At 28.9% G+C, this 18,911-nt stretch carries 15 protein-coding genes; 14 read left to right on the top strand and 1 reads right to left on the bottom strand.

Going from position 1 to position 18,911, the window contains the following annotated elements:
- Positions 1 to 109: 109 nt before the first annotated feature.
- From I2E83_RS11460 to I2E83_RS11430, 7 genes are all read left to right on the top strand, one after another.
- Positions 110 to 2,155, top strand: a complete 2,046-nt coding sequence (locus I2E83_RS11460; RefSeq protein ID WP_195266596.1) for a triple tyrosine motif-containing protein — start codon at positions 110 to 112, stop codon at positions 2,153 to 2,155.
- A 57-nt stretch (positions 2,156 to 2,212) separates the two neighbouring features.
- On the top strand, positions 2,213 to 2,959 hold the full coding sequence (locus I2E83_RS11455; RefSeq protein WP_195266594.1) for a lytic transglycosylase domain-containing protein: 747 nt from the start codon (positions 2,213 to 2,215) through the stop codon (positions 2,957 to 2,959).
- A gap of 115 nt (positions 2,960 to 3,074) precedes the next feature.
- On the top strand, positions 3,075 to 3,623 hold the full coding sequence (locus I2E83_RS11450; RefSeq protein WP_195266591.1) for a DUF4829 domain-containing protein: 549 nt from the start codon (positions 3,075 to 3,077) through the stop codon (positions 3,621 to 3,623).
- Between the two features lie 232 nt (positions 3,624 to 3,855).
- A complete protein-coding gene (locus tag I2E83_RS11445; protein ID WP_195266589.1) occupies positions 3,856 to 4,572 on the top strand; it encodes a pseudouridine synthase in 717 nt (238 codons plus the stop codon).
- Between the two features lie 636 nt (positions 4,573 to 5,208).
- Positions 5,209 to 8,514 (top strand): UvrD-helicase domain-containing protein, encoded by a 3,306-nt coding sequence (locus tag I2E83_RS11440; RefSeq protein ID WP_195429893.1) that lies wholly within the window; start codon positions 5,209 to 5,211, stop codon positions 8,512 to 8,514.
- Between the two features lie 153 nt (positions 8,515 to 8,667).
- Positions 8,668 to 10,659 (top strand): NAD-dependent DNA ligase LigA, encoded by a 1,992-nt coding sequence (ligA, locus tag I2E83_RS11435; protein ID WP_195429891.1) that lies wholly within the window; start codon positions 8,668 to 8,670, stop codon positions 10,657 to 10,659.
- A 6-nt stretch (positions 10,660 to 10,665) separates the two neighbouring features.
- On the top strand, positions 10,666 to 10,953 hold the full coding sequence (locus I2E83_RS11430) for a hypothetical protein (protein ID WP_195429889.1): 288 nt from the start codon (positions 10,666 to 10,668) through the stop codon (positions 10,951 to 10,953).
- Positions 10,954 to 11,008: 55 nt separating this feature from the next.
- Here the strand turns inward: I2E83_RS11430 and I2E83_RS11425 are convergent, their stop codons facing one another.
- The gene (locus I2E83_RS11425; RefSeq protein WP_347708061.1) at positions 11,009 to 12,106 is read right to left on the bottom strand and encodes a PRK06851 family protein; all 1,098 of its coding nucleotides are present in this window, start codon (positions 12,104 to 12,106) and stop codon (positions 11,009 to 11,011) included.
- Between the two features lie 522 nt (positions 12,107 to 12,628).
- On the opposite strand from I2E83_RS11425, the gene I2E83_RS11420 reads away from it, so the two are divergent.
- The 7 genes from I2E83_RS11420 (at position 12,629) to glpK (ending at position 18,761) form a co-directional block, all read left to right on the top strand.
- Positions 12,629 to 13,447, top strand: coding sequence for an ABC transporter substrate-binding protein (locus I2E83_RS11420; RefSeq protein WP_195266579.1), 819 nt, complete (start codon positions 12,629 to 12,631; stop codon positions 13,445 to 13,447).
- A gap of 179 nt (positions 13,448 to 13,626) precedes the next feature.
- Positions 13,627 to 14,274, top strand: coding sequence for an amino acid ABC transporter permease (locus I2E83_RS11415; RefSeq protein ID WP_195266638.1), 648 nt, complete (start codon positions 13,627 to 13,629; stop codon positions 14,272 to 14,274).
- On the top strand, positions 14,261 to 14,983 hold the full coding sequence (locus tag I2E83_RS11410) for an amino acid ABC transporter ATP-binding protein (protein WP_195266577.1): 723 nt from the start codon (positions 14,261 to 14,263) through the stop codon (positions 14,981 to 14,983). Before I2E83_RS11415 ends, I2E83_RS11410 begins: the two co-directional genes overlap by 14 nt.
- A 375-nt stretch (positions 14,984 to 15,358) precedes the next feature.
- Positions 15,359 to 15,571, top strand: a complete 213-nt coding sequence (locus tag I2E83_RS11405) for a DUF5808 domain-containing protein (protein ID WP_195429884.1) — start codon at positions 15,359 to 15,361, stop codon at positions 15,569 to 15,571.
- Between the two features lie 264 nt (positions 15,572 to 15,835).
- Positions 15,836 to 16,396, top strand: a complete 561-nt coding sequence (locus I2E83_RS11400) for a glycerol-3-phosphate responsive antiterminator (RefSeq protein ID WP_035285489.1) — start codon at positions 15,836 to 15,838, stop codon at positions 16,394 to 16,396.
- 91 nt (positions 16,397 to 16,487) lie between these two features.
- On the top strand, positions 16,488 to 17,243 hold the full coding sequence (locus I2E83_RS11395) for an MIP/aquaporin family protein (protein WP_099345759.1): 756 nt from the start codon (positions 16,488 to 16,490) through the stop codon (positions 17,241 to 17,243).
- A 27-nt stretch (positions 17,244 to 17,270) separates the two neighbouring features.
- Positions 17,271 to 18,761, top strand: coding sequence for a glycerol kinase GlpK (glpK, locus tag I2E83_RS11390; RefSeq protein ID WP_195429882.1), 1,491 nt, complete (start codon positions 17,271 to 17,273; stop codon positions 18,759 to 18,761).
- Positions 18,762 to 18,911: the final 150 nt, after the last annotated feature.

Genomic DNA, 18,911 nt, shown 5'->3' with positions numbered 1-18,911 from the left:
ATAGTTTGTCCTTATTTTTTTTTCTTGTTGACAAATTTCGTTATAAATTTCCTTATGTAAACTGTATAATGATATTAGGGAAAATTGAGAAAAATAGGGTGTGAAGAATATGAGCGAATTATTAATAACTTTTGATAAGGAAAGTCCATCAGTTATAGATGAAAAAATAAATATAAAAATAGTTTCAGAAGATGATAATTGTGTTGAATATAAGTTTTTGGAAGGATCTCCTGGGGAAAGAAATTTAACTTGGAAGCCAATTCAGGATTTTTCAGATAAAAAGGAATGTGAGTGGAGGCCTAGAAAATCTGGAGATTATATGATAATGGTTCAATACAAAGATAAGGATTCTAATGAGTTAAAAAATACAAAGGTAAATTACCAAATAAAAGGTATAGAAGAAAAGGATATTATTGAGCTTAATAAAAATATTAAGCTTATAAAAGATGTAATAATTGATAAAACATCATTAATTGTAGGGGAAAAGATAAACTTAGAAGTGCTTTCAGATGAAGAAGAAATATTATTATATAGATTTTGGATAAAAGGAAAGCAAGGTTGGGAGCCACTAAAAGATTACAGTACAGAAAATAAGTTAACTTATACTACTACTAAGTCAGGGGACGGAGAGTTACTTATTGAATGTAAAAGACCATCTTCTAAGGAAAATGTAGATGATTTTACTACAGTAATATTTAAAGTTAAAGAACAACCTATTATAGAAATAAATTCTTTTGAGTGCTTAAGTGAAAATCTATTAATAAATGAAGAGTTAATTTTTAAGGTTGGTGTAAATTGTGATAAAACTAGGACAATACTCTATAAATTTTTAAGAGTAGATACTAATGGAAGAATAACATGTATTCAAGATTATTCTACTAAAAATATAGTATCATTTTCTGAAAAGCAAAAGGGTAATTATAAACTTTTATGCTATGTAAGGGATATTTTTTCTAATAAACAATATGATGATAGAGCATGTATGATGTACAATATAAAGCCTTATGATGAAATAAAAATAAGAAATTTTTCATCTGATTTAAATTCTCCTCAAGTATCTGGAACTAATATAACATTTAAATCATCTGTAATAGGGGGAAAAGAAATATTATATAGATATATAATTGAAGGCCCAGTAGCAGAGGATACAGGATATATAAGATCTAGAAGTTTTAATTGGGAAACCAAGCTAGAAGGAGAGTATAAGATAATCCTTAAGGCTAAAGATATATCTTTTGATGGAGAATATGAGGATATAAAGGAATTAAGCTTTAAAATAGATAAGAAAGGTGAAAAGCCAGTAAATATCTTAGATGTTTTTTCTAATAAAACTAGAGGATGTATAAAAGGTGAGCCAATCAATATAAAAGTTAAAGCTGAAGGTGGGACAGAACTTAAATATTCATTTATAGTATTTAAAGATGGTAAAGAAAAAGAAAGAAGTAATTATGGAAGAACTAACTGGGTTAATTTCACGCCAGAAGAAAGTGGAGAATATCAAGTTGAAGTTAGGGTTTTAGATAAATATTCATCAAAGGAATATGATGTACATGATTTTGTTTATTTCAAGGTTAAGGACTATCAAGAAGCTGAAATAGATTATGTTTTACTTTCACAAAAGGAAATTTATTTAGTTGGAGATACCATAGAGCTAGAAACTATAGTACAAAATACTAAAAATATATTATTAAGATATGTAACTAAGATTAATGGACATGAAGTTGAGGATACTGGATTTATTGAAAGTAAAAGACTTAGAGTTAAACCTAAATGTTCAGGAAAATATACATTTGAGATTTATGCGAAGAATGTTTTATGTCATGAAGACTATGATGTTAAAAAGGAAGTATCACTTTATGTTCATGAAGCTATTCCAGTTAGCAATACGAAAATAAAAGTTAAAAATAAAAACATAGTTGTTAATAATGAAGTAACTTTTGAGGTAACTAGTGAAGGTGGAAAAGAAGTTTGTTATGAATTTTATATTATGGAAAAAGGAAATTGGGTAAGAGTACAAGCTTATAGCAGAAAGAATTATTATACTTTCTTACCATTTTCTACTGGAAGCTATAGAATATTGGTTCTTAGTAAAAGTTATTATAAAAAGATTAACTATGAAGATTATATAAGCTTAGAATTTGAAGTTGAGCCTTAAGGAAAGCTATATTTATCCGATATTAATATAAAAGTGTAATTTCGGAGGGTAAAAGAAGTGGATATTCCTAAGATAGAAGATTATATGGGAAGTATGGTTAGTAAAGAAGTATTAAAAAAAGCCATAGGGGATGGCCCAGAATTTGAGATAGTATATGAAGCATTATTAAAAAATAACGAATCAAATTCTTCAAATAATAATGGTGAAGAAAATTCTAATACTTACGTGACTACTGGAGTTGGACAAAAGCTTGAACAAATACCACTTAGAATGAGAAAAGAACCTATACAAACAGGTGAATTAATATTAGATGATACCGTAAAGAGAAGTACAACTACTAACATAAGTTCTAATGAATCTACTATAGAGGGAAATGAAGATTCTTCAGTTGATGTGGAAAAGATTTATTCTACTGTTGATAAGTATTCACAAAAATATGGTGTAGATAGAAACTTAATACTTGCTATAATTAAACAAGAATCTAATTTTAATCCCAATGCAGTATCATCTGCAGGAGCAAAAGGACTAATGCAATTAATGGATTTTAATTCAGAAGCCTATGGATTAACTAATCCCTTTGATATTGACGAAAATATAGAAGCTGGAGTTAAACATATTAAAGATTATATAAATATGTTTGATGGAAATTTAGAAATGGCACTTATGGCATACAATGGTGGACAAGGAACAATGGAAAGAAGAGGAGTAAAGTCATCTAGTGATTTATACAAGATGCCACAAGAAACTCAAAATTATGTTCCTAAAATATTAGAAAACTATAGATATTATAGAAGTATGAGTTAATAGTTAATGAATAAATTTAATAGCAAAAAAAGGATGTCTAGATGAATAGTTAAAAATCATTTTGAGACATCCTTTTATTTATTAATTTGAAACATGCAACAAAATAATAGAAGGGGTGATTAATATAAATAGAAGTAAATATATATGGATTGCCGTATTGTTAATAATAATCCTTATAGGTATTAGTAAATTATTGAATACTACTATTTACAAGGAAAGTTATACCATTAATGAACAAGATTCTGGTACGAAGGAAAATGCTATTATTAAGAAATCAAATATTTCTGAACGTTCTTTGGAGGCAGAAGAAACAATAACTAATGCAATTAAGTATAGAAATGATAAGAACTTAGAAAAACTATTAGAAAACTACACAGATAGAAATAAAAAGAATAAATTTAGATTAGATAACTTAGAAAAAATAGAACTTGAGAATATAAAGCTTGTAACGGATGAATCACAATATAAAAACTATATAATTAATTTATTGTTACAGGAAGGTGATTTAGAAATTGATCAAGTAAAGATATATCGCGTAACATATAATATTATGTATAAAGATGAATCATTAGAGCCAACAGGAAATGGTGAAGAGTCAAAACATTATTATTTGATAAAGCATAAGGGGTCTGATAAATGGCTTATAAATGACATAGGAGACTAATAAAATAAGACAGTAGTTAATTTTGTGTAAAAACAAAACTAACTACTGTTTTTATAAATAGTTGGTGATTTTGGAATAATATACTATATAAATTTAAAAATCCTATAAGGATTTTATCCATAATTATTTCATTTTCAATTCTTTCATTCCTTCTCCTCCTTGTTTATTTCTGCTTTAAGTAATAAAATAGTGGATAAAGGCTCAACATAATATTAAGAAGGAAGGTGCTTGAATGGAAAGACTAGACAAGGTTTTATCTAATTTAGGATATGGAACTAGAAAAGAAATTAAGCAGGCAGTTAGAAAAGGACTTATTGAAGTAAATGGTGAAGTTGTTAAGGATAATGGAATGCAAGTTGATCCAGAAGTTGATAAGATTTATGTAAATGGAGAAGAGATATTTTATAGAAAGTACATATATTTAATGATGAATAAACCAGATGGGGTTATATCTGCAACTTTTGATAATAGAGATGAAACTGTTATTGATTTATTAGAAATAGAGCATCAAGTATTTAACCCATTTCCAGTAGGAAGGCTAGATAAGGATACAGTTGGATTATTATTATTAACAAATGATGGGGATTTAAATCATAGATTAATATCTCCAAAATGGAAGGTTGACAAAGTTTATTATGCTAAAATAGACAAAAAAGTTACAGAAGAAGATATTAAGAAATTTAAAAATGGAATTACTTTAGATGATGGATATACATGTAAGGAAGCTAAACTCGAAATTTTAGAATCATCAGAGAATGGATCAGAAGTTATGATTACTATTCAAGAAGGAAAATTCCATCAAGTAAAAAGAATGTTTGAAGCTGTTGATAAGAGCGTGGTTTACTTAAAAAGAGTTGAATTTGGAACTTTACAATTAGATGAAGACCTGGAAGAGGGCGAATATAGGGAGCTAACTGAAGAAGAAGTTGCGATTTTAAAAGGCTTTTAACGAATATTTGGTTAAAATGAAGGTTTATCATTCATAATAGACAAACTTTACAATAATATTTTCAAAATATCTTGCATTTTATAAAAAGATGCAATATAATATTTTTGCAAGGATAAATAAAAGGAATAAATAGCCCCCTTTTTATTTATTGCTTATTGCTAAAGCGCAACCTGGCCCCAAGGGTTGCGTTTTTTGTTTGTTTAAAAACAAATACAAACGTTTACTATAAGTATAATTTATAAAATAAATAAAAGAAAACAATTTCAATTACTATATTGATTTTATAATAATTTCGACATTATTTATAAATTTTAAAAAAGTTTTTAAGAAATAGATTGGTTAACGGACTTATTAATAAGACTTTTTTGCAATAAAAAAATCATTTACAACAAATAATGATATTTTTTATTCAAATATTGCGATTATTGCATTGTTAATGAATATACTAAAATAGGGTGAGATTATAATAAAGAAAAAATATATAATAAATAAAAAAGATATACTAGAATTTTGAAATAGTATATCGATTTTTTATGTATAAATTTAAATTACTATAATCTAATTAATGTTTTTAGGCAACAATATAAAAGATATGTATGTTATAATATGTTAGTAATAGGAAAGGAGTCTGTACAGATGGATTTAAAGTCATTACTTAACAAAGAGCAATATGAAGGGGCTACTACTATAGAAGGTCAAGTATTAATATTAGCAGGAGCTGGTTCAGGTAAAACCAGAGTTTTGACACATAGAATGGCTCATATGATAGACGATTTAGGAATTTTACCATATAAAATATTAGCTATTACCTTCACTAATAAAGCTGCAAAGGAAATGAAGGATAGAGTTAAAGCTTTAATAGGTGAAAGAGCAGAGGATATGTGGATATCTACATTTCACTCAACTTGTGTAAGAATACTTAGAAGAGAAATAGAAAAACTAGGATATAAAAAGAGTTTTACAATATATGATACTTCAGATCAAAAGACACTTATAAAAGAGTGTATGAAAGCTTTAAATATAAATGATAAAGATATAACTGAACAAGAAATCATGAGTAAAATAGGTAAGGCTAAGGATAATATGCAAAGCCCTGCAAGTTTTATGAGAGAGCATGAAAGTAATTTTAGAGAAAAGAAAATAGCAGATGTTTATGAAATGTATCAAAAGAGATTAAAAGAAAATAATGCTTTAGACTTTGATGATTTAATATTTAAAACTGTAGAGCTATTTAAAAAGGATAAAGAAACATTAGAATTCTATCAAAGAAAATTCCAATATATTATGGTAGATGAGTATCAAGATACTAATAAAGTTCAATATGAATTAATTAGACTTTTGGCAGAAAAATACAGAAATGTATGCGTGGTAGGCGATGATGACCAATGTTTAGTTGAGGGAACTCTAATTCAAGGTGAAGATAAAGTTTATAAAATAGAAGAGTTAGAAGCTTCAAATAAAATTAGAGTAGCAGCTGGAAACGGAGAAACTACCTTATTAGAAATAAAAGATATATCTAAAAGAGAATATAGTGGAAAAGTAGTCAAGATAACTACTGAAACTGGAAAAGTAATAAAAGGAACACCAAATCATATAAGCTTTGCGAGAGTAACTGTAAGAGATGAAAAATATTATGTTTATTTGATGTATAAAAAAGGCTTTGGATATAGAATTGGTCAAACATCATCAACAAGAAGCAGAAAAGGTATCGATGCAAGTGGCTTAGCTGTAAGATTAAATGGAGAGCAAGCAGATAAAATGTGGATAATAAAGGTTTGTGATTCAAGAGGTGAGGCTACTTATTATGAAGAATATTATTCTGTTAAGTATGGTATTCCAAAGGTTGTGTTTAACTCAAGAGGAAGAAGTATTTCTTTAACTCAAGAACAAATAAATAAGATGTTTAAAGAAATAAACACATATGATAATGCTCAAAAGTTAATGGATGAAGAGTATCTTTATTTAGATTATCCTCATCATATAAGTTCTGCTGTAATAAGAGGAGAAAGTGTAAGGAAGATAGTGAATGTAAGCTTCTTTGGTGGACGTAAATGTGAAGAAAGAGGTTTATATTCGCATAGAATAGGATTAAATACTTCTGGCGAAGAAAGTAAGAAGAAGTTAATGGAATCAGGTTTTAATGTAAGAGATGGAAAAAGAAATACTTTTAGAGTAGAGACAGAACGTGCCTTATATGATGATGCCGAAGAATTTTCAAGCAAGCTTGCTTCTGTAGAAGATGCTTATGAAGTTGTTAGAAAAGCAAAATTAACTTCAGATAATACTTTTAAGTTTATGCCATTAGGAAGTATGAAAGAAGGCATGGCAATTGCTATTTTAGATGGAGAAGGAATAATTGAAGATATTATAACTTTAGTAGAAGTAGAAGATTATGAAGGCTACGTATATGACCTTAACATAGATAATGCAAGAAATTATATAGCTAATGATGTAGTAGTTCATAATTGCATCTATCAATGGAGAGGGGCAGATATAAGAAATATATTAGATTTTGAAAAAGATTATCCAGATGCAAAAGTTATAAAACTTGAGCAAAATTATCGTTCAAAAGGAAATATATTAAATGCTGCTAATGTTGTAATTGTAAATAATGCAAATAGAAAAAGTAAGGTTTTAAGAACAGAGCAAGAATCAGGAAATAAAATAAAGGTTTATAGAGCTTATTCTGATAGTGATGAAGGGGATTTTGTTGCAACTCAAATAAGAAAAATAAAAGATGAAGAAAACAAAAGTTATAAGGACTTTGCAATTCTTTATAGAACAAATGCTCAATCACGTATATTTGAAGAAAGTTTAAGAAGAAAAGATATTCCTTATAAAATTTTAGGTGGAACAAGATTCTATGACAGAAAAGAAATTAAGGATATGATTTCATACTTAAAAGTATTAGTTAATCCAACTGATAGTATAAGCTTAAGAAGAATTATAAATGTTCCAAAGAGAGGTATTGGAGATGCAACTGTAAATAAAGTAGTTGATTTTGCAGATGACTATGAATTACCTTTATGGGATGCATTAAGTACAGTAAGAAATATTCCAACTCTTACAGCAAGGAATTGTGGTGGAATAGAAATATTTATGGAAATGATGGATAAGTTCATGGAAATGAGCGAAATAATGCCTGTATCAACATTAATAGAAACTATATTAAAGGACACAGGATATATATCAGAGCTTGAAAAATCAAAGGAAATAGAAGATAAGAGTAGAATAGAAAACTTAAAAGAATTAGTATCAGATGCTGTTGATTTTGAAAGAAGCAGTGAAGATAAGAGTCTTTCAGCATATTTAGAAAAAGTATCATTAGTTCAAGATACAGATAAGCTAGAGGAAGAGGATGATACTATAGTTTTAATGACTGTACATAGTGCTAAGGGGTTAGAATTCCCAGTAGTATTTATGGTTGGTATGGAAAATGGAATCTTCCCAGGTAATGCTTCATTTGAAAGTGATGCTGAAATGGAAGAATCAAGAAGATTATGTTATGTTGGTATAACTAGAGCAAAAGAGCAGTTATTCATGACTTCAGCAGAGGTTAGAAGACAATTTGGTAGAACTGTTGCATATCCACAATCAGATTTCATAGCTGAAATAAAAGGTGATTTAAAGGAATATGTTTCAGGAAACAACTCAGCACAAAGTGCAAGAGCTACAATGTTCCCAAGAGAAAATAGATTTAGCAATCCACATAGCTTAAGAGGAAACTCAATGCAAATGCAAAAGCCAAAAGCACAAACTATACAATCATCTGTTTCAAATGATGATGTAACAGTAGGAAGAAAAGTAAAGCACAGTAAGTTTGGTGTTGGAACAGTAGTGTCAATAGCTGACTCAGGAAATGACAAAAAACTTACAATAGCCTTTGATAACCAAGGCATAAAAATACTGATGCTTTCATTAGCAAACCTAGAACTTATGTAAATATTCAATGGACAATGGATAATTGATAATGCACAATTAAGGTATAAACTCCAAAGGAGTTTAGAAAAATATTTTAATTTAGCAAAGCTGAATTATTTCAATAATTATCAATTGTCCATTAACAATTATCAATTATATAACGAGGTGTTTTATTTGGATAAGAAACAGCGAATAGAAGAGTTAGTAGATGAATTAAACAGATATGCATATGAGTATTATTCATTAGACAATCCTTCGATTTCTGATAAGGATTATGACAAGAAGTATGATGAACTTAAAAAGTTAGAAGAGGAAACAAGTTATGTTCTTCCTTACTCACCTACTTTAAGAGTTGGGGATAGGATATTAGAAGGATTTAGTAAATATACTCATAAGGCAAGATTATGGAGTTTAGATAAGGCTCAAAGTTTAGAAGAATTAAAAGATTGGCATAATAGAAATCTTAAATTTATTAGAGAGATGAATTCAAGAGGAGAAGATTTACCAGAGCCTAGATATGTACTTACTAAGAAGTTTGATGGGTTAACTGTTAATTTAACTTATGATGAAAATGGAATATTAGTATCTGCTGCTACAAGAGGTAATGGTGAAGTAGGAGAAGAGGTTTCAGCTCAGGTTAAAACTATAAAATCAATACCATTAAAGATAAATAACGATGATTTATTTGAAGTTCATGGTGAAGCTATAATGACAACAGAGGCTTTTGACAACTACAATAAAAATGCAGATGTACCACTTAAAAATTTAAGAAATGGTGCTGCTGGAGCTTTAAGAAATCTAAACTTAAAAGAAACAGCTAAGAGAAACTTGTCAGCATTTTTCTATGATGTAGGATATAAAGAAGGTGAAGGCTTTAAGACTTATGAAGAAATGTTAAATTTCATAAAAGATAAAGGTCTTCCAATGGACGATTATGTTAAGTATTGCACTACTATTGAAGAAATAGAAAAAGAAATAGATTATATCAATGATATTAGATTTGATTTAAATTACGATATTGATGGAGTTGTTATTGCTATTGATGATATAAGAACTAGGGAATTACTAGGATACACAGTAAAGTTTCCAAAGTGGGCAATAGCATACAAATTTGAAGCACAAGAAGCAACAACAAAGCTAATTGATGTAGAATGGAATGTTGGTAGAAGTGGAAGAGTAGGGCCTACTGCTATATTAGATCCTATAGATTTAGCTGGTGTAACTGTAAAGAGAGCAACTTTAAACAACATAGATGATATAAGAAGAAAAGGTGTAAGAGTAGGAGCAGAAGTCTTTGTAAGAAGATCTAATGATGTTATTCCAGAAATAATGGGAGTAGTAACTGAATCATTAGAAGGAACAGAAGAAATTAATGTTCCTGAAGTTTGTCCAGCATGTGGAGCACATCTTGTACAAAATGGAGTTCATTATTTCTGTGAAAATACTCTTTCATGTAAACCTCAAATGGTTAAAACTATAGTTCATTTTGCATCAAGAGATGCTATGAATATTGAAGGATTTTCAGAAAAAACAGCTGAGCAATTATTTGAAAAACTAGATATTAAATCTATAGCAGATTTATATAAGCTAGAAAAGGAAGAGTTGCTACAGTTAGATAAGTTTGGACCAAAGAAAGCGCAAAATTTATTAGATGCAGTTGAAAAAAGTAAGGATTGTGAACTATATAGATTTATATATTCTTTAGGGATTCCTAATGTTGGGGTTAAAACTGCTAAAGATTTAGTAAATAGATTTAAGTCTTTAGAAGGTTTAAAAAATGCTAGTTTTGATGATTTAGTATCAGTGCAAGACGTAGGAGGCATAGTTGCTAAATGTGTTTTAGAGTTCTTCAAGGAAGAAAAAGCATTAAATACGATAAATGAACTTTTAGAACTTGGAGTTAATCCTAAATTTGAAGAAAAAGAAATAATCTCAAGTCCTTTTGAAGGAAAGACAGTTGTTGTAACAGGAACACTAAAAAATTATTCTAGAGGCGAAATAAAAGCAAAGTTAGAACTATTAGGGGCGAAGGTTTCAGGAAGCGTAAGTAAGAAAACTGATTTTGTAATAGCAGGAGAAGAAGCAGGATCAAAATTAGACAAAGCTGTTGAACTTGGAGTAAAGGTTCTAAATGAAGAAGAGTTTGAGGGGATAATAAAGGAGTAAATAGAAATGGATAAATTTAGAGTTAAGGATATTTTTACAATAATATGCACCTTAGCTGCAATATCAACAAGTGTAACTATAGTGCTTACATTCTTAACAACATATCATTTCATAAACAATATGCCTATATTTAATTCCTATCTTTTGTTGCAAATTGGTATATGTGTAACTATGATATTATGGGCAATAAGATTTTTCCTATATAGAAAAGGAAGAGAAAGATATATATATACATCAATGTGTATAATAATTTCAATTGTAAGTTTATTTTTTGTAATGAACTCAGTAAGATAAATAAATATAAAAGAAATAAAAATGGGGATGCCGTAGGCACCCCATTTATTCATAATTATTGAGGGATGTATTTTTCAAATTTTTGGATTACGTCATCATAAATTTTGTCTAACATTTTAAAATCTATTGCATTTATATAATAAGCTTCTAAGTCATCATGAAGTTTATGTGCTTCAGAAATGAAGTATAAAGCTTTATTAGTTAATTCATAAAAGATTTTTTTGTCATAATCAATGTCTTCCTTATTATTTGAAAGTATAGATGCATCACAGAAGTCTTCAATATTATATACTTTTCCATTAAAAGAGCTTTGACTAATTTCATTCTCTGTTACTACACATGTAGATAGCTCTGGTATAAAAATATGCTCTATTCTTTCAGGAATAAAAGGATCATGCATGTATTCCACGAAGTAGCCTTTCTTTTGAGCAACTTTACCTATTTCCGTTAAAATAGTAGTTTTGCTAAATCCAGGTCCGCCTTTTAATATAAATTTATGATTAAATTCAGAGGTAAGATCATTAGCAAAGGTGATTATTCCATTAGGTGTAAAGGCCGTTGCAAATAAGTGTCGTTCATCACCAAAACCAGCTTTTTGCTTATTAAATATTCCTTCTTTTAAGCTTTCGGTTATAGTAACTATTTTACTATAAGCTAATGCTTTAGAATTTAATTTGCTCCAATCATCATGAATAGATTTGGCTGAAGATAGAAATCTATAAGCTCTTTGAAAGTTGTTACTAATATTCTTAGAAATATCGATAATTTCCCTCTTGTGCAAAGAAAGAGCATCATTGTTAAGGGCAATCCCCATGTTAAGAATTTCATCAACAGCACCTGGATGAATTGGATCAACCATGTGAGGTGAGGTACCATCTAGAATAGCTAACCCAAGCTCTTTTATAACAATGCCATCTAAAGAATTATTATCAGAAGAGCAATGATGATACTCTATGGTATATCCTTTACTCTTAAAATGAGCTCCCACTTTTTTCATTAAAGAAGATTTTCCTGTACCAGGCCCACCTTTCATGCAGATAATTCTATTTGCATCTTCTTGAGTGAGTATATACTTATAAAAAGAATAAAATCCTTTGTTAGTATTTCCTCCAGGAAAGAGATGTCTTTCTTTTAGATGTGTCAAATATATCACTCCTAAATATTGCTTTCATTCAAGTTTCAATATTAATATATGTATTTATTAGAAAAATGCAACAGTATAATTAAGGTTTATTTAAGTTAAAATAAATAATATATCTAAATAAACTATAACTAACTGCTAATGTATAGTAGAAATTTAGATTTTAGTAGCATATAAAAGATATAGCATAGCAGTTTGATTTGCTATATTAATTAAATAATTCTATTAACTATATAATATTCTACCTTTGTTAATTATGAGGAATGTATACATATTATGTATAATTAATAACTGACAACTTTTAATTATGCATAAAGTTTTGATGGATAAAAAGACAAAAAATATTATAGAAATTTGATTTTACGAATAAAATATGCTGTTTTTTTTAATATTTTTATTAAAATATTATAATAAATAAAAAATATTAAAAAAATTTTAAAAAGGTATTGAATAAAAATGAAAGTAGGGTGTATAATTATGCTATCGCAATTGAATGGGAATTGTATATTTAATCATAAAGAGGGGGATTTAATAATGAAAAAAGGTATGATAAAGAAGATATTAGCCGTAGCAGTTGTTGGGGTTATGGGATTAGGATTAATAAGTTGTGGAAATAAAAATAATGCAGACAAGCTAACAGAAATTAAGGAAAAAGGAACATTAGTTGTTGGCTTAAGTGCAGATTATGCTCCATATGAATTCCACATGATGAAAGATGGAAAAGATGAAATAGTAGGGTTTGACGTTGAAATAGCTAAAGAAATAGCTAAAGATATGGGCGTTGAATTAGAAATAAAAGATATGGAATTTGATTCATTGATATCAGCTGTTCCAACAGGAAAAATAGATATGGTAATATCAGGTATGACTCCTACAGCAGAGAGAAAAGAAGCAGTTGATTTTTCAGATATATACTATATTGCAGAACATGGAATGGTAGTAAGAGCTGAGGATAAAGATAAATATAAAACATTTGAAGATTTAACAGGTAAAAAAATTGGTGCTCAAATGGGATCAATTCAAGCGGATTTAGCAGAAGAAAAAATAAAAGATGCTGATATGCAATTACTTTCAAGTGTTAATGATTTAATTCTTGGATTAAAATCAGGAAAGATAGATGCATTAGTAGTTGAATTACCTGTTGCAGAAATGATTGTTAAAAACAATTCAGAACTAGTTATAGGCGAAGAAAAAGTAAAAGATACAGATGGTGGATCAGCAATTGCAATAAAGAAAAACTCACCAGAATTCGCAGAACAAATAAATAAGACAATTAAAAGAATAAAAGAAGAAAATTTACTAGATCAATTTATAATAGATGCTAATGATTTAGCAGGACAAACAAATAACTAGAATAAAAAGATGAAATACTGAAAAAATTAAGTAGTGAAAGAATCATGGAATAAATTAAATTACTAACTCAGTCTGTCTGAGTTAGTAATCATTTTTTTTCATTTTTAACTTTTTCATTTTTCACATTAAAATAAGGGGTGTATGATTTGACATTAGATTTTAGTTTTTTATCTGAATATATGCCATATTTTATAGATGGCGTTAAGTGGACATTATTAATTTCTTTAATAAGCGTACTTTTAGGTGTCCTTTTAGGATCAATATTATGCTTTATGAAGAGATCAAATTTTGTAATTTTTAAAATAAATCCTTTAAAGATTATCGCTAATGTGTACATAGAGATAATTAGAGGAACTCCAATGCTATTACAAATAATGATTGTATATATTGCATTTGATGAATTGTTAGGTATAAATATGTCTCCATTAACTGCAGGTATAATAGCTGTATCTTTAAATTCAGCTGCTTATGTATCTGAAATAATAAGAGCTGGTATTGATGCTGTTGATAGAGGACAACTAGAAGCAGCGAGAAGCTTAGGAATGAATCAACTCATGGCTATGAGACTTATAATAATGCCTCAAGCAATTAGAAATATATTACCTGCTATAGGTAATGAATTTGTAACTGTAATTAAAGAATCTTCAATGGCATCTGTAATAGGTGTTGGAGAGCTTATGTATGCGGCAAAGGTTATTAGAGGAAAAACATTTAGAGGGTTTGAACCTTTAATAGTTGCAGCAGTATTTTACTTTGTAATTACATTTACATTAGGTAGACTTATGAATTATATAGAAAGGAGAATGAAGGCCGGTGATTCACGTTAATAATTTACACAAGTATTTTGGAGAAAATGAAGTTTTAAAAGGAATTAATGAAAATATAAAAAAAGGTGAAGTTGTTGTTGTAATAGGACCTTCAGGATCTGGTAAAAGTACATTCCTAAGATGCTTAAATTTATTAGAAGTTCCAACTGATGGTGAAATAATATTTGAAGAACAAAATATTACAGATAAGAAAACTGATATAAATAAGATAAGAGAAAAAATGGGGATGGTATTCCAACAATTTAATTTATTCCCTCATAAAACAGTTTTAGAAAATCTAACAATAGCGCCTATGCAGGTTAAGAATAAATCTAGGAATGAAGCTGAAAAAATTGCTAAAGATTTATTATCTAAGGTTGGATTATTAGAGAAAGCAAATGCATATCCAGCATCATTATCTGGAGGACAAAAGCAAAGAATAGCAATTGCAAGAGCTTTAGCTATGGAACCAGATGTTATGCTATTTGATGAGCCAACATCTGCTTTAGACCCAGAAATGGTTGGAGAAGTTCTAAATGTTATGAAGAACTTAGCCAAAGAAGGAATGACTATGGTCGTTGTAACTCACGAAATGGGATTTGCTAAGGAAGTTGGAGATAGAATATTATTTATGGACGGCGGAAATATAGTAGAGCAAGGAACTCCAGAAGAAATATTCACAAATCCTAAAAATCCAAGAACCATAGACTTTTTATCTAAGGTATTATAATTGTATTTTGCGAGGCAAAATAGTGAAAAAATAAAATAATTAATTATGTTTTGTTATGCAGAACTTAAATTTACTTGTGCAAAGCACTATTTATTTAAAATTCCTAAGGGTTTTTGAATAAATAGTGCTTTGTACTTATTTTTTAGTTTTGTAGTGCAAAACATAATTAACTGTTTAACTAGTGAACTATTAACTTATTACTTATAAATTGCTTTACAATTCTAAATAATAACTAATTAAAGGCGTCTAGTAATTGGCTGTTTTAAGATTTTAATAATAAATATAATATATTGTATATTTAGAATAATGATTAATATATAATAATATATTATATAGATATGTAACAAAGAAAGGATAAGTGGAGGTAACTTTCTAATGAATAAAGACAATGATTCTAGTAATTGGAAATTTGGTGTTTTCTACTACAATCCAGAAGATCCTTCAGAAGTTGTTGATAGAAAAAATGGAAAAGGGGTAACTATTAACTTTGCTCAAAAAGAAGGAAGACGTATATTTGGATTTATTTTAATTCCAGCATTTATAGGAATTATGATTGCAATTCTTATTGCATGCTTAAGTAAATATTAAATCTTTTATTAAAAATATGTAGTAAAATACAAAGAATAGTGATAAAATGAAAATGTGGAAAATAAAAGTACAATAAATTGAATATTAAGTGCAAGAGATAATAGAGTTAAGCACAAATTTGGGATACACCCTCTTTTTTGCTAAGCTCTTTTTTTGTTTAATATCTATTTATTTAAATTAATAATTATTATATTTGCTAGTTTCATATGATGCTGATATAATTATTATACTATTGTAAATGATTACAAAGAGGTAGGGGATGAAATGAATAATTTTAAAAGGATTTTAGAAGATAATCCAATAGTAGCAGCTGTTAAGGATGAGAAGGAATTAGACTTAGCACTGCAAAGCGATATACAAGTTATTTTTATTTTATTCGGAGACATATTAAACATTAAAAATTTAAGTGAAAAGATATTTAAACATAGAAAAATTGGAATTTTACATGTTGATTTAGTTGAGGGAATTTCTAGTAAAGAGATAGCTTTAAAATTTATTAAAGAAAATACAAAGTTTCAAGGAATAATTAGTACAAAACCTCAAATGATAAGAATGGGAAAAAAGCTTGGATTTATAGCTATTCAGAGAGTATTTATGATAGATAGTTTATCTAAAGAAAATATGAAGAATCATTTAGTAGAAGAATGTGATGCAGTAGAAATTCTTCCAGGATTACTTTTTAAGATAATTAAGGAGCTTTCAGTAAGCCTTAATAAACCTTTAATAGCTGGTGGATTAATTTCTGATAAAGAAGACGTGATGGAAACATTAAAAAGTGGTGCAACATGTATATCTACAACTAAAAAAGAAATTTGGTATATGTAGAAACAGAGAATTGGAGAGAAAGCTACATAGGATTGTTTTTTGCGATCTTATGTAGTTTTTTTATAAAAAATTTAATAAAGGGGAGAGCAAAATGCAAGCTTATTTTTCAGAATTCATAGGTACTCTTATTTTGATATTACTTGGTAATGGGGTAGTAGCAAATGTAGTGCTTAGAAAGACTAAGGGTAATTCTTCAGGTTGGATTGTAATTACAGCAGGATGGGGGTTCGCTGTAGCAATAGCAGCCTATATTACAGGATGGATGGGGGGAGCTCATCTAAATCCAGCAGTAACTATTGCACTAGCTTCATCAGGTTTATTCGAATGGAGTCAAGTACCAGGATACATCATCAGCCAAATGTTAGGGGCAATGGCTGGAATGCTTGTTGTTTATCTTAACTACAAATTACACTATGATGAAACTTCAAATGGAGAGGACGTTAGAGGAACATTTTGTACAGCACCAGCAATAAGAAGCAATCTTTATAATTTCATTTGCGAATTTACTGGCACTTTTGTATTATTAATAGGAATAAGAGGAATAACTTATAGTGAAGTGTTTAAAACTACTTTCCAAAGTTCAGGGGGAGAAATAATAGGAACAGTAGGAATTATGGGATCATTTTTAGTTGGTATCTTAGTCTGGGCAATAGGCTTATCCCTTGGTGGTACAACAGGATATGCTATAAATCCAGCTAGAGATTTAGCACCAAGAATAGTACATGCTATCTTACCTATGAAGAATAAAATTGATTCAGATTGGAGTTATGCTTGGATACCAGTTTTGGCTCCTATACTTGGAGGAGTTTTTGGAAGCTTAGTATTTGATTTTATTATTAAGTTATAGAATTTTAATTTAAGGGGAGAGATGATTATGGGAAAGTATATTATAGCATTAGATCAAGGAACAACAAGTTCAAGAGCAATTGTATTTGATAAGGAACAAAATATAATAGGGATAAGCCAAAAGGAATTTACACAAATTTATCCTAAAGAAGGATGGGTTGAACATGATCCAGTAGAAATATGGGCAACTCAATATGGAGTTCTTCAAGAAGTTATAGCAAAAACTAATGTAGATAGAGATGAAATTGCAGCTATAGGTATAACAAATCAAAGAGAAACTACAATTGTTTGGGAAAAGAGCACAGGAAAGCCTATTTATAATGCAATAGTATGGCAATGTAGAAGAACAGCTGATATATGTGATAATTTAAAAGCTAATGGATGGGAAGATTATATTAAGAAAAATACAGGATTAGTTGTAGATGCTTATTTCTCAGGAACTAAAATAAAATGGATACTTGATAATGTAGAAGGTGCAAGAGAAAAAGCTGAAAGAGGAGAACTTTTATTTGGAACTGTAGATACATGGCTTGTATGGAAGTTAACTAATGGTAAAGTTCATATTACAGATTACACTAATGCATCTAGAACTATGCTTTATAACATAAAAGACTTAAAATGGGATGAAAAAATATTAGAAGAATTAGATATACCTAAATCAATGCTACCTGAAGTTAGAAATTCATCTGAAGTTTATGGATATGTAAATCTTGGAGGCAATACAGATGTTCCTATAGCAGGTATTGCAGGAGATCAACAAGCAGCTTTATTTGGTCAAACTTGTTTTGAAAAGGGTGAAGCAAAAAATACTTATGGAACAGGATGCTTCTTATTAATGAATACAGGAGAAGAAATGGTAGAAAGCAAAAATGGACTTTTAACTACTATAGCAATAGGGATTGATGGAAAAGTTCAATATGCTTTAGAAGGATCTGTATTTGTTGGTGGTGCTGTTGTTCAATGGCTTAGAGATGAACTTAGAATAGTAAACGATTCAGCTGATACTGAATACTTTGCGTCTAAAGTTGATGATAATGGAGGAGTTTATATAGTACCAGCCTTTGTTGGTCTTGGAGCACCTCATTGGGATATGTATGCTAGAGGAGCAATACTTGGATTAACTAGAGGAAGTAACAGAAATCATCTTATAAGGGCTGCTCTTGAATCAATAGCATATCAAACAAGGGATCTTATAGATGCAATGAAAGAAGATGTAGGATCTGACCTTAAGAATATAAAAGTAGATGGAGGAGCAAGCAGAAACAAATTCTTAATGCAATTCCAAGCAGATATATTAGGAAAGAATGTTATAAGACCTATAATATCAGAAACAACAGCTCTAGGAGCAGCTTACTTAGCAGGTATTGCAGTAGGTTTCTGGAAGGACAAAGAAGAAGTTAAAAAGTTCTGGCATATGGCAGATGAATTTGAAGCTAAACTTGATAAAGAAAAAGTTGATAAGTATTATAAGGGCTGGAAAAAAGCAGTCAAGAGATCTTTAAGCTGGGAAGAAGAGTAGAATTAAACTTAATGATATGTATTAACTTTCCGATTTTTATATAATTTCGAATACAATTTAATACATATCATTAATGAGATTAATTCTACAATTAGTAATTTTAAATGGTGAAGCTAAAAAGAATGAAAAAGTGAAAGAATGAAAGAGTGA

The organism is Clostridium sp. D46t1_190503_E9 (assembly GCF_015555225.1).
Lineage (GTDB): Bacteria > Bacillota > Clostridia > Clostridiales > Clostridiaceae > Clostridium.
This window is presented reverse-complemented; position numbering and strand designations above follow the sequence as displayed.